11 protein-coding genes are annotated in these 11,726 nt (G+C 71.8%); 5 read left to right on the forward strand and 6 right to left on the reverse strand.

Features of this window, described 5'->3' with window-relative positions:
* Positions 1-91 precede the first annotated feature (91 nt).
* A complete protein-coding gene (locus ABEA34_RS13280) occupies positions 92-955 on the forward strand; it encodes a helix-turn-helix domain-containing protein (RefSeq protein WP_345521773.1) in 864 nt (287 codons plus the stop codon).
* On the opposite strand, the gene ABEA34_RS13285 is transcribed toward ABEA34_RS13280, so the two are convergent.
* A complete protein-coding gene (locus ABEA34_RS13285; RefSeq protein ID WP_345521774.1) occupies positions 934-1,440 on the reverse strand; it encodes a pyridoxamine 5'-phosphate oxidase family protein in 507 nt (168 codons plus the stop codon). The two genes, ABEA34_RS13280 and ABEA34_RS13285, sit on opposite strands and share 22 nt — an antisense overlap.
* A gap of 57 nt (positions 1,441-1,497) precedes the next feature.
* On the opposite strand from ABEA34_RS13285, the gene ABEA34_RS13290 reads away from it, so the two are divergent.
* Positions 1,498-1,896 carry a hypothetical protein gene (locus tag ABEA34_RS13290; RefSeq protein ID WP_345521775.1) on the forward strand — a complete coding sequence of 133 codons (399 nt, stop codon included), beginning with the start codon at positions 1,498-1,500 and terminating at the stop codon, positions 1,894-1,896.
* Between the two features lie 3 nt (positions 1,897-1,899).
* On the opposite strand, the gene ABEA34_RS13295 is transcribed toward ABEA34_RS13290, so the two are convergent.
* Together ABEA34_RS13295 and pgm are read right to left on the reverse strand one after the other, a co-directional pair.
* Complete coding sequence (locus ABEA34_RS13295; protein WP_345521776.1) at positions 1,900-3,924, reverse strand: phosphocholine-specific phospholipase C; 2,025 nt, start codon at positions 3,922-3,924, stop codon at positions 1,900-1,902.
* Positions 3,925-4,027: 103 nt separating this feature from the next.
* Entirely contained in the window at positions 4,028-5,668 is a 1,641-nt protein-coding gene (gene pgm / locus ABEA34_RS13300; protein WP_345521777.1) for a phosphoglucomutase (alpha-D-glucose-1,6-bisphosphate-dependent), read from the reverse strand.
* A 143-nt stretch (positions 5,669-5,811) separates the two neighbouring features.
* Between pgm and ABEA34_RS13305 the strand changes: the two genes are divergently transcribed.
* Positions 5,812-6,498 carry a VC0807 family protein gene (locus ABEA34_RS13305; RefSeq protein ID WP_345521778.1) on the forward strand — a complete coding sequence of 229 codons (687 nt, stop codon included), beginning with the start codon at positions 5,812-5,814 and terminating at the stop codon, positions 6,496-6,498.
* Here ABEA34_RS13305 and ABEA34_RS13310 read toward each other — a convergent pair.
* Positions 6,495-7,319: an oxidoreductase gene (locus tag ABEA34_RS13310; RefSeq protein WP_345521779.1), complete on the reverse strand. Its 825-nt coding sequence runs from the start codon at positions 7,317-7,319 to the stop codon at positions 6,495-6,497. The genes ABEA34_RS13305 and ABEA34_RS13310 overlap by 4 nt on opposite strands.
* A 65-nt stretch (positions 7,320-7,384) precedes the next feature.
* On the opposite strand from ABEA34_RS13310, the gene ABEA34_RS13315 reads away from it, so the two are divergent.
* Positions 7,385-8,788 carry an NHL repeat-containing protein gene (locus ABEA34_RS13315; protein WP_345521780.1) on the forward strand — a complete coding sequence of 468 codons (1,404 nt, stop codon included), beginning with the start codon at positions 7,385-7,387 and terminating at the stop codon, positions 8,786-8,788.
* 4 nt (positions 8,789-8,792) lie between these two features.
* On the opposite strand, the gene ABEA34_RS13320 is transcribed toward ABEA34_RS13315, so the two are convergent.
* Positions 8,793-9,143: a hypothetical protein gene (locus tag ABEA34_RS13320; protein WP_345521781.1), complete on the reverse strand. Its 351-nt coding sequence runs from the start codon at positions 9,141-9,143 to the stop codon at positions 8,793-8,795.
* Positions 9,144-9,446: 303 nt separating this feature from the next.
* Between ABEA34_RS13320 and ABEA34_RS13325 the strand changes: the two genes are divergently transcribed.
* Positions 9,447-10,694 (forward strand): HNH endonuclease signature motif containing protein, encoded by a 1,248-nt coding sequence (locus ABEA34_RS13325; RefSeq protein ID WP_345521782.1) that lies wholly within the window; start codon positions 9,447-9,449, stop codon positions 10,692-10,694.
* A gap of 321 nt (positions 10,695-11,015) precedes the next feature.
* On the opposite strand, the gene ABEA34_RS13330 is transcribed toward ABEA34_RS13325, so the two are convergent.
* Positions 11,016-11,654: a hypothetical protein gene (locus tag ABEA34_RS13330; RefSeq protein ID WP_345521783.1), complete on the reverse strand. Its 639-nt coding sequence runs from the start codon at positions 11,652-11,654 to the stop codon at positions 11,016-11,018.
* Positions 11,655-11,726: the final 72 nt, after the last annotated feature.

Genomic DNA, 11,726 nt, shown 5'->3' on the forward strand with positions numbered 1-11,726 from the left:
GCGTCGCCCCCGCAAGGACACCCAGAGCCCCCGTGATCCTGGGAGTGACAGGGACAGGGACGGTACGACGGGCGCGGCTACCGTGGTCCGGGTGAGCGACGACAACCGGCTGGGCGACTACCTGCGGGCCCGCCGCGAGCTGGTGTCGCCGGAGAGCGTCGGCATCCCGGCCCACGGCGTACGACGCGTCGCCGGTCTCCGCCGCGAGGAGGTCGCCATGCTGGCCGGCATCAGCGCGGACTACTACCTGCGGCTCGAGCAGGGCCGCGACCGCAACCCGTCCGTCCAGGTGCTCGAGGCGCTCGCCCACGTCCTCCAGCTGGACGCGACCGCCACGGACTACCTGCTCCGGCTCGGCGCCCCGAAGCCGCGCAACCGCGCCCGCCGCCCTCGGCCGGAGACGGTGCCGACCGCGACAGCCCAGCTGTTGACGGTGATCGGGCTCCCGGCGTTCATCGAGGGCCGCTACCTGGACGTGCTCGCGGCCAACCCGCTCGTCACCGCCCTGTCGCCCAACGTCCGGGTCGGCGAGAACCGCCTGCGCTCGGTCTTCCTCGACCCCGCCGAGCGCGACCTGCACCCCGACTGGGAGCGGACGGCCCCCCGGCTGGTCGCCGGCTTCCGCAACCGGATCGGCGACCGCGTCGACGACCCGCGCGTCGTGCAGCTCGTCGGCGAGCTGTCGCTCGGCAGCGAGGAGTTCCGCCGGGGCTGGGCCCGGCACGACGTGAAGCCGATCGTGAGCCGATCGATCCGGATGAACCACCCGCAGGTCGGCGAGCTCGAGCTGGCCCTGTCCAAGCTCGCGATCGAGGGCACCGACGGGCAGATGCTGGTCGTCTACCACGCCGTGCCCGGCAGTGAGGCCGCCGACAAGCTCGCGCTGCTGTCGGCGCTGGTCGTCGACACCGCGTCGGCCGACGAGGTGTCGCGTCAGGACGCTCCGGGCCGGTAGGTCGTCTGGCTGTGCGGGTCCTTGCCGAAGGCGATCACCTTGGCGGGCGGTACGACGTACACCCACGGCTGGGTGCCGTCGCCGTCCGTGAAGCCGTCGTCGTCCGCCCCCCAGGCCCAGTCCTCGCCGTACTTGCGGACCCAGGCCTCGGCCAGCGGCTGCAGCCGCTCGCGGCCGACGACGCGTACGGCGCTCCCCTCGACGACGACGTCCGTCCCGGCCTGCCAGGTGTTGGCGCCGGTGGTCACGGTGACGAGGGGGGAGTGCTCGAGGTTGCGGTGCTTCTGCTCACCGGCCCCGGTGCAGAACGCGAACCCTCCGTCGTGCCAGACGCCGACGAGCGGGGTCGTGTGCGGTCGGCCGTCCGCGCGCACGGTCGTGAGCCAGTAGAGCTCCGCGTCCGTCAGCCGCCGCTCCACCTCCGTCCAGGGCAGGGCGGTCGCGGCCGGGACGCTGAAGCGCTGGTCGATCCTGGCTGTCGTCATGCGGGTGCAGACCGGCCCCGAGCGGCAGAGTCATCGCCGCCCGGGCATGATCGGCGCATGAGGTTCACCGAGCGGGAGCTGACGGCGGCACTCACGGGTGCGGCGAAGAGCGTGCTGGCCGCGCAGGACAAGTCCGTGCGCAAGGGCAGGCGCAGCGTCGACGAGGCCTGGCAGTCGCTCACCCAGTTCGGCCGGTTCCAGCTGCTCGACGGACTCGGCGACCAGGTGCTGCCGGTGCTGGTCGCGCTCCCCGACATCGAGGTCGAGGCCGGCACCCGGCCCACGTTCACCGCCGCGCAGGTGGCGTCCACCGTCGAGGCGACCATCGGCGACGACGTCGGGCGGGTACGGCGTGCCGTGCTGGTGAAGGCGCGGGTCGCGATGGTCACCATCGCGCTGTCGCACCTGCCGGTGCGGCAGGACCCGGATGCCCTGATCGTGCCCGACCACCTGTGAAGCTCACCGCCCGAACGCCGGGTCGCTGATCGAGGGCCGGTCGCTCTCGAGGTGCCCGGCGAACTCGCGGACGAACGGGCCGCCCTGCGCCGACACGGCGACGTCGTACCAGCCGCCGCTCGCGCGCGACTCGACCGGGATCGTCCGGACCGCACCCCTGCGCAGGGTGATCGTCCGCGACCGGCCGGTGTAGGCGTTGGTCAGCGTGAGGGTGGCCGGAGCGTTGCGGGCACGGAGCACGACCGTCACGGTGTCCCGACCAACTCTCAGGGTCGCGTCGACCGCGTCGGTGGCGCGGTCGCCGGCGAACCGGCGGAAGAACCCGTGTGGTCCGTGCAGGGTCACGTCGTACGCGCCGACGGCGGGCCACGTGACCGGGAGGCGGTCCCCGGCGCCGACGGTGTAGCTCCGTGGCGGGGCCGCCGGGGTGAGGAAGCGCGCCTGGAACTGCGCACCGAGCGGACCGGTGTTGACCAGCGTCGCCGCGACGGACGCGGGGGCGGACCGCTCGTGGACGGCGACGTCGTACGCGATCGGCCGCGACGGCCGGACGCCGCGCTCCTGGCTGGGGAGCTGTCCGTGGGTCGGCGGCATCGGGCGGTAGTCGGGGTGCCGCTGATGGTCGTGCGGCTCGTACGACGAGGTGTCGGGCAGTGTCGGCACCTGAGATGTCCGCCGGGAGAAGTCGAAGGCCGAGGTGAGGTCGCCGCACACGGCGCGGCGCCACGGGGTGATGTTGGGCTCCTCGACGCCGAACCGCTGCTCGATCAGCCGGATGATGGAGGTGTGGTCGAAGGTCTCCGAGCAGACGAAGCCTCCCCTGCTCCACGGTGACACCACCAGCATCGGGACCCGCTGGCCCAGGCCGTACGAGCCGGGGCCGTACTGCCCGGTGTAGAACTCGTGGTCCGTCGGGACCGTCGAGGCGCCTGGCACGACCGGGGAGTTGGCGTGGGGCGGCACGACGTGGTCGAAGAAGCCGTCGTTCTCGTCGTAGGTGACCAGCAGGGCCGTCTTGCTCCACACGTCGGGGTCGGAGGTCAGCGCGTCCAGCACGTTGGCGACGTACCAGGCGCCGAAGTTCACCGGCCAGTTCGGGTGCTCGCTGAACGCCTCGGGGGCGACCACCCAGGAGACCTGCGGCAGCCGCCCCGTCCGTACGTCGTCGCGCAGCTGGTCGAAGTAGCCCCCCGACGCAGCGACGTTGGTCCCGGTCTTCGCGCGGTCGGCGAGCGGGCTTCCGGGCTGGGCGTTCTGGTAGGTGTGGAAGTAGAGCAGCGAGTTGTCGCCGTAGTTGCCGATGTAGGCGTCGTCGGTCCACCCCCAGTAGTGCTCCTGGTCCAGGCCGAGACCGACGTCCTGGTAGATCTTCCAGGAGACGCCGGCCTTCTGGAGCCGCTCCGGGTACGTCGTCCAGTCGTAGCCGAGCTCGTCGTTGTAGAGGACCGGACCGCCGCCCTTGCCGTCGTTGCCGGTCCAGCCGGTCCACATGTAGTAGCGATTCGGGTCGGTGTTGCCGATGAAGGAGCAGTGGTACGCGTCGCAGATCGTGAACGCGTCGGCGAGGGCGTAGTGGAAGGGTGCATCCCGACGGCCCAGGTGGGCCATGGTCGTGGCCGACTTGTGGGGGATCCACTGGTCGTAGACACCGCGGTTGATGGCGGCCTGGGTGTCCTGCCAGCCGTGCGGCAGGTCCTCGAGGAAGACCAGGCCGAGGTCCTCCATGTCCGGGCGGAACGGCAGCACCTCGCCGGCCCCGTCGGGCTGGTGGAAGACCGACCTGCCCGTCGGCAGCGTCGCCGGGTGCGGATCACCGAAGCCGCGGACGCCGCGCAGGGTGCCGAAGTAGTGGTCGAACGACCGGTTCTCCTGCATGAGGACGACGATGTGCTCGACGTCCTGGAGGGAACCGTGGGTGTGGTGGCCGGGGAGCGCGGCTGCGCGGGCGACGGTCTCGTTGAGCACGGTGGCGGCGACTGCCGCTCCGCCGGTGGCCTGCAGGAAGCGGCGACGATCGATACTGGGCACGGGAGGCTCCAGGGTCCGAGAGGATGGGGCCAGGCCATGCTCACGTCCGCGGCGCAATAGCCGGCGTCACCTCGGTGACAGGTTGGCGAAACCTCCGAGACGGTCAGCCGAGCGCGGCGTTGACCACCTCGCGCGCCTCGTCCTGCACCTGCGCGAGGTGCTCCGGCCCGCGGAACGACTCGGCGTAGATCTTGTAGACGTCCTCCGTGCCCGAGGGGCGAGCGGCGAACCAGGCCGACTCGGTGGTGACCTTCAGCCCGCCGATCTTCGCGCCGTTGCCGGGCGCCTCGGTCAGCTTGGCCGTGATCTCCTCGCCGGCCAGCGACGTCGCGGTCACGGCCTCCGGGGACAGGGCGGCCAGCGCCGCCTTCTGCTCGCGGCTGGCGGCGGCGTCGATGCGGGCGTACGCCGGGTCGCCGTGCTCGGCCACGAGGTCGGCGTAGTGCGCGCTCGGCGACCTCCCGGTCGTCGCCAGGATCTCGGAGGCGAGCAGCGCCAGGATGATGCCGTCCTTGTCGGTGGTCCAGACGGAGCCGTCCGTGCGCAGGAACGACGCCCCTGCGGACTCCTCGCCGCCGAACCCGAACGACCCGTCGATCAGCCCGGGCACGAACCACTTGAAGCCGACCGGCACCTCCACCATCTCCCGGCCGATCGACGCCGCGACCTTGTCGATCATCGACGAGGACACCAGGGTCTTCCCGATCCGGGCGGTCTCCGGCCAGCCCGGCCGGGCCCCACCGAAGAGGTAGCCGATCGCGACCGCGAGGAAGTGGTTGGGGTTCATCAGCCCGGCGTCCGGGGTGACGATGCCGTGCCGGTCGGAGTCCGCGTCGTTGCCGGTCGCGATGTCGTAGCGGTCCTTCTGGGCGATCAGCGACGCCATCGCCGACGGCGACGAGCAGTCCATCCGGATCTTGCCGTCCCAGTCGAGCGTCATGAAGCGCCAAGTCGGGTCCACCAGCGGGTTCACCACGGTGAGGTCGAGGCCGTGCCGCTCGGCGATCGCGGCCCAGTAGTCGACCGAGGCGCCGCCCAGGGGGTCGGCCCCGATCCGGACGCCGGCCGCCTTGATGGCGGCCAGGTCGACCACGTGCGGCAGGTCGTCGACGTACGTCCCCAGGAAGTCGTACGCCGAGGCCGCGGCTCGCGCCCGCGCGAACGGCACCCGCTGCACGTCCGCGAGCCCGTTCCGGATCAGCTCGTTGGCCCGCGCCGCGATCACGGAGGTGGCGTCGGAGTCCGCCGGCCCGCCGTGCGGCGGGTTGTACTTGAAGCCGCCGTCGTACGGCGGGTTGTGCGACGGGGTGACCACGATGCCGTCGGCCAGCCCGGCGCCGGACTGCCGCCCGCCGTTGGCCCGGATGATCGCGTGCGAGACCGCCGGCGTCGGCGTGTAGCGGTCGTCCGCGTCGACCAGCACGGTCACGTCGTTGGCGGCCAGCACCTCCAGGGCCGTCGCCCAGGCGGGCTCCGAGAGGCCGTGGGTGTCGCGGCCGATGAAGAGCGGCCCGTCGTACCCCTGCTCCCGCCGGTAGTCCACGATCGCCTGCGTCGTCGCGAGGATGTGGGTCTCGTTGAATGCTGTCCGCAGCGACGACCCGCGGTGCCCGCTGGTGCCGAAGGCGACCTGCTGGTCGGGGTCCTCCGGGTCGGGCACGCCGGTGTAGTAGGCCGTCACCAGGTGTGCCACGTCGACCAGGTCGGAGGGTTGGGCGGGCTGTCCCGCGCGCGGGTCACTCATGCGGCCATCATGCACCGCCCGCCATGACTGACTCAGGTTTGTGACGACCCGTCCGATGGAACATGTAGTTCACCCCTGTCGTGGCCGCCCGAAACCTCGCGGACATGGCATTCACAGGATCCACCCGTACAGTCACCGGGAACATGACCTCACCTGCAGCAACTGCGGCCGCGCCGCTCGCCTCCGTAGAGCGACACTGTCCGCGACTCGGCGCCGTCGTGCGCCGCGTGGCGCTGAGCCTGCTGATCGCGTGCGTCATCCCGGCCACGCTGTTCTACGGGTGCTTCCGCGTCTACGGCGTCTGGACCGCGATCATCGTCGCCATGTGCTGGTCGTACGGTGCGATCGCGTGGCGAGCCCTCACCGGACGCCGTACGTCGGGCCTGCTGCTGCTGACCGCGCTGCTCATCACGGCGCGGACCGCCATCTCGCTGGCCGCCGGCAGCACGTTCCTCTACTTCCTCCAGCCGATCATCAGCGACGCGCTCGTCGGCACGGCGTTCCTGGTTTCGCTGGCCACGGCCCGGCCGATGGTCGCGCGGCTGGCCGGCGACTTCTACCCGATGGACGACGAGCTCCACCTGCGCCCACGCATCCAACGCCTGTTCCGCAACCTGACCGTCCTGTGGGCGACGCTCTGCCTGATCAAGGCCGGGCTGACGTTGTGGCTGCTCCAGTCGACGTCGCTCGACACGTTCGTGCTGGTCAAGAGCGTCTCGGCGCTGAGCATCAACATGCTCGCCGCCGGCGCCACCATCGGGCTGGCCGTCCTGGTCGCCCGCAAGGAAGGCCTGCTGCACACGGTCGTGCCGATCCCGGCGACCGTCTAGCCCCCGATCGCGTCCAGCGTGGCGAGGTCGTCGGCGTCCAGGCTCAGGTGGCCCGCCGCGAGGTTCTCCTCGAGGTGCGCGACCGAGCTCGTGCCGGGGATGAGCAGGATGGTCGGCGAGCGCTGGAGCAGCCAGGCCAGCGCGACCTGCATGGGCGTGGCCGCGTGCTTGGCGGCCACCCCGTCGACGGCCTCCAGCGCGAGCGGGCTGAACCCGCCCAGCGGGAAGAACGGCACGTAGTAGATGCCCTGCTCCGCGAGCGAGTCCACGAACGCGTCGTCGTCGCGGAGCGCCAGGTTGTAGGCGTTCTGCACCATCGCGACCGGGGCGATGTCCTGGGCGACCTTCACCTGCTCGGGGGTGCAGTTGCTGAGCCCGAGGTCGCCGATGAGGCCCTGCGAGCGCAGGTCGGCCAGCACCGTCCACTGCGCCTCGAAGCCGCCCTCCCACCCGTCCATGAAGCGCAGGTTGACCCCGCCGAGCCGTTCGACGCCGAGCCGGCCGAGGTTGTCGTGGACGGCCGACTTGATCTCGTCCGGGGCGAACGCCGGCAGCCAGGCCCCGTCGTCCGTACGCCGCGCGCCGACCTTGGTGACCAGCACCAGCTCCGGCGGGTAGGGGTGCAGCGACTCCCGGATCAGGTCGTTGACGACGTACGGACCGTAGTAGTCGCTGGTGTCGATGTGGTCGACGCCGAGCTCGACCGCGCGCTGCAGCACGCGCCTCGCCTCGTCCGGATCGGCGGGTGGCCCCATGATCCCGGGGCCGCTGAGCCGCATGGCGCCGTACCCGATCCGCTTCACGTCCGAGAGTCGCTTCATGGGCCCACTCTCCTCCGGCGGGGAACCGCAGCCAAGGCTGGGTGGCGCACTACGATCGCGGCGAGATGAGGTTCGGACGCACGCTGGCGCTGCTGGGCGTCGGTCTGCTCTGGTTCGGGTTCGGTCCGCTGGTGCTGGTCGCCGCCCTCCTGTCGCTGCTCTGGCCGCCGGCTCGCGCGTGGCTGCGGCCGACCCGTCGCGTCGTCGCCGTCTGGGCGGCCGTCGTGGTGGTGCTCGCCGGGCTCGCGGTGGTCGTGCCCGACGGGTGGGTGCCGATCCCGCCGGGACCCGGGCGATGGGTGACGCCGGCGTACGTCGGCCGGCCGCTGGTCGCGGGTCCCGAGCGCGGCCCGGTGGGGGAGTCCCCCACCGTCGTGACGAAGTCGTACGGCGTCGCCGACTGCCACCGGGTCGAGTTCGACGACGACGGTCGCCCGGTGCTGCTCTGCGGCGGCGAGCGGCCGGTGCTACGGGTGCTCGATCCCGACAGCCTGCGGCAGCTGCGCTCCACCGACCTGCCGGGCGCCGGCTGCGCGGGTCGCCTCGTGGTGGTCGGCGCTGACCTGGTGGCGTCGAGCGGCCAGCGCATCCTCACGATCGGGGACGACGACCTCGTCGTGGAGTCGTCCGTCGACCTGGCGGGAGAGCTCGGCTCCGGCGACTGCGTGACCGGGCTCGGAGCGGACCCGACCGGGCGGGTCTGGTTCGCGTCCCGGGACGGTCTCGTCGGGTTCGTCGCGGGTGACCGGGTGCGCACCGTCGACCTGGGCGACCGGGTCGACCGTCCACTGACCGTGGCCGACGAGGGCGTCTACGTCGCGGGCGCCGAGGGACTGCACCGGGTGGTCATCGAGGGCGGGAAGCCCGTGGCAGCCTGGGACTCGCCGTACGACGACGGTGGTGAGCGGGGCAGCGCTCCCGTGGTGCTCCCCGACGGGCTGGTCGCGGTCGCCGACAACCGTTCCCCCCGCCTGCAGGTGGTCTTCCACCGCGCCGGCAGTGGCGACGTGGTGTGCCGGGCCGAGGTCTTCGGTGACGACGAGGGTGCCACCGACGGCGGTCTCGTCGCGGCCGGCAGCGGGGTCGTCGTGCAGAACTCGCACGGCTACCACGGGCCGCGCTCCACGCTCCTGGGTCGTACGACGAGCCGCGGCATCGCCCGCGTCGACGTGGTCGGCGGTCGCTGCCGGGTCGCCTGGACGACCGACATGGACGCCCCCAGCGGTGCCCCCGCCGTCTCGACCGAGGACGGCCTCGCCTACGTCTGGACCAAGCGGCACAGCTGGCTCGGCGTCGACGCGTGGTACCTCAGCGCCCTCGACCTCCGCACCGGCCGCCTCGCCTGGGCGCGCCGTACCGGCCTCAACCCCCTCGCCGACAACCATGGCGGCGCCGTCGCCCTCGGCCCCGACCGCGCGGCGTACGTCCCCGTCCTGGGCGGCCTCGTCAAGGTCGCCGACCGGCGCTAGGGCGTCAACCGGAGCAGGTCGCGGTGACGGACTGCGGATCCGACGGGACGTGGACAGAGCACGTCACGGCACGACCGTCGAGCTTGAAGGGGACGTCGTCGGTCGTCGCCCCGGACTTCACGCTGAACTCCGACACCGTCGGCAGCGAGGAGTCCAGCCGCACGACGTCGCCTCGCTTGTCGACCAGCTGGAGGCCGTACTTGTCGTGCAGCGTGTCCTGGGCGATCGTCAGCGGCGTCCGCGCATCGAGGTCGAGGAGGGTCACCGCCGCGAGCGGCAGGACCACCAGCAACGCGATCAGTCCGGCGAGCATCAGACGGAACCTGAGGGCACCGTCCTGGAGTTCCACGTCCATGTCGGCAACCTACCGCCGGCCCGGGTACGCCGAACGGCGGGTGTCTGGTGGGTTGCGGAGGGCCGCCAGGCCCGTCTCGAGACCCCTCCGACTGTCAGTGGCCTGCGGGTCCGCCCGGGTTGGCCGCCGACAGGCACTTACGCGGGTACGGCGGGCGGTGGGTTGCGGTCGGCGCCCGGTCCACAGGCCGTCGGCTCGACTGTGGATGAAGCTCCACGATCGTGATCTCTTCGTTATCTGAATCCCTGTGGATAAGGCTCTCTGAGGCGTCTGACTGTCGGTGGCCAGTGCTTGGCTAGTCCCATGACAGCGATGACCACACCCCACCACCAGGTGGCCACGGCGACCGCGCGGATGCGCGCTGTTGCCGACGCCGTGGTGGACGCGTCGGTGTGGTCCATGACCGCTGCCGAGGCCGCTTCTACTTTGGTGGAGCTGACGAAGCTGGAGGCGCAGGTCGTCGAGCTCCGGTCCCGGGTCGCCCGGCACGCCGACGAGCTGCAGGTCGGCACCGAGACCGGTGCCACCTCGACCGCGACCTGGCTCGCCCACCAGACCCGTCTCACCCGGTCCGCCGCGGCGGGGGTGGTGCACCTCGGCTACGACCTGGACACCCACGACGTGGTCCGCGACGCCCTCGCCGCCGGCAACGTGCGCCCGGAGCAGGCGGTCGTGATCGTCCGGGCGGTCAAGGAGCTACCCGAGGATCTGGACCCGGACCTGGTGATCCGGGCGGAGAAGCATCTCGTGGATGCCGCTGCCGAGCATGACGCGAAGACGTTGCGGATCCTCGGCCGCCGGCTCCTCGAGGTGGTGGCACCCGACCTCGCCGACCAGCACGAGGCCGACCTCCTCGAGAAGGAGGAAGCCAAAGCCGCCCAAGCGACCCGGCTGACGATGACCGACGACGGGCACGGGAAGACCCACGGCCGGTTCACCATGCCGACCGTGCAGGCGGCGATGTTCAAGAAGATGCTGCTGGCGATCGCGGCGCCGAAGCATCAGGCCGCCACCCACGGAGCCGGGGTCGAACGCCGCCCCGGCCCGGAGCGGATGGGCCGAGCGTTCGCCGAGCTCATCGAACGCATCAGCGCCAAGGACCTGCCGAAGGTCGGCGGCACCGACGCCACCATCGTCATCCACATCGACCTCGACGTGTTGACGGGCAAGCTGCAGAAGGCCGGGGTGCTCGACACCGGCGAGAAGATCAGCCCGAGCCAGGTAAGACGTCTCGCGTGCACCGCCCGGATCCTCCCCGTCGTGCTCAACGGCAAGAGCGAGGTCCTCGACGTCGGCCGAGCCAAGCGGTTCTTCACCCGAGCCCAGCTCACCGCCATGAGCATCCGCGACGGCGGCTGCCGCGCCGACGGGTGCGACTGGCCACCCTGGCTCTGCCACGGACATCACTGGATCCGCTGGGCCGACGACGGCGACACCGACTTATCCAACGGTGGCCTGCTGTGCCCGAGACACCACGCGAGAGCCCACGACCCGACGTACGAGACCACCCATCAACCCGACGGCAAGGTCACCTTCCACCGCAGGTGCTAGGCCGACCGGCAACTTTCCCAGAGCTCCTCGCGTCCCACGCGTGACGGCGGGAGGATCATGCACACCATGGGGCGCGCCTCCACGAGGGTCGGGTGGACCCTGCTCATCCTCACGGCGGCCCTGGCCCTCGCTTCCTTCGTGCTGATGGTCGACAACCCGGACATCGACAACACCAGCCGCGGTGACCCTTACACCTGCCTCGCGCCCTGGGACACGGTGCTCAACGGCGCCGACAACTACCCGGGCGGTGAGCCTCCACCCGACGGCGACCAGATCGCAGCGCGGTGCCAGGACGCGGGCGAGCGCCGCTTTGTCGTGGCGTCAGGCGTCGGCGCGGCTGCTGTCGTCGCCGCCCTGCTCACGCTTCTCGTCCTGGCGACGGCGTCGGCGGATCTCGGCGCGGGCGAGCACGAACGCCAGGACGACGGGCCAGATGTAGTGAGCGACGCCGAGGACCCGCTCGACCCACCCGGGCATCGACCATGAGGGCAGGGAGGGGAGCGGCAAGGACGGGAGGTCGGGGCTGGGCAGCGAGGGGAGCGGCAGCGACGGCAGGTCGGGGAGCGGGAGCGAGAGCGCGAACCGGGCGAGCAGCGTCGTCAGCACGATCGGTATCACGACCCGGGCGGCGCCGGCGACCGCCTGGATCGCGGAGTAGCGGTCGGGATGGGCGCGCACCTTGTCCTCGTAGCGGGCCGCCGGGGATCCGGGGTCGGGCACCAGGTCGAGGCCGTCGGCGTCGTCGAGCAGGGTCGCGCGCTGAGGACCGCCGAGCGTCCCGAAGCGGAGCCGGAGGCGCCCGGCCGGGGACTCGAGCCCGACCTTCTCGCTCATCGACTTCTTCTCGGCGACCAGCCCGTCGTCGACGTACCACCGGAGCCGGCGGGACGTGCCCAGGTCGGCCTCGACCCGGTGCGCATGCCCGGCGACGTCGAGTCGCCAGACCTGGGTGCTCGTCACCCTTCGATGCTCGTCGAGCCGCAGCGCGCGCGCATCGGCCCCGGGTCGACGGCACCGCGACTTTGGTCGCGG

Source organism: Nocardioides conyzicola (assembly GCF_039543825.1).
In the GTDB taxonomy this organism is placed as follows: domain Bacteria; phylum Actinomycetota; class Actinomycetes; order Propionibacteriales; family Nocardioidaceae; genus Nocardioides; species Nocardioides conyzicola.

Excerpts from the sequence above, each read along its gene's own strand:
- ABEA34_RS13325 (WP_345521782.1), top strand. The coding sequence starts at position 9,447 with ATGACAGCGATGACCACACCCCACCACCAGGTGGCCACGGCGACCGCG.
- ABEA34_RS13320 (WP_345521781.1), bottom strand. The coding sequence starts at position 9,143 with ATGGACGTGGAACTCCAGGACGGTGCCCTCAGGTTCCGTCTGATGCTC.
- ABEA34_RS13285 (WP_345521774.1), bottom strand. The coding sequence starts at position 1,440 with ATGACGACAGCCAGGATCGACCAGCGCTTCAGCGTCCCGGCCGCGACC.
- ABEA34_RS13290 (WP_345521775.1), top strand. The coding sequence starts at position 1,498 with ATGAGGTTCACCGAGCGGGAGCTGACGGCGGCACTCACGGGTGCGGCG.
- pgm (WP_345521777.1), bottom strand. The coding sequence starts at position 5,668 with ATGAGTGACCCGCGCGCGGGACAGCCCGCCCAACCCTCCGACCTGGTC.
- ABEA34_RS13305 (WP_345521778.1), top strand. The coding sequence starts at position 5,812 with ATGACCTCACCTGCAGCAACTGCGGCCGCGCCGCTCGCCTCCGTAGAG.
- ABEA34_RS13315 (WP_345521780.1), top strand. The coding sequence starts at position 7,385 with ATGAGGTTCGGACGCACGCTGGCGCTGCTGGGCGTCGGTCTGCTCTGG.
- ABEA34_RS13310 (WP_345521779.1), bottom strand. The coding sequence starts at position 7,319 with ATGAAGCGACTCTCGGACGTGAAGCGGATCGGGTACGGCGCCATGCGG.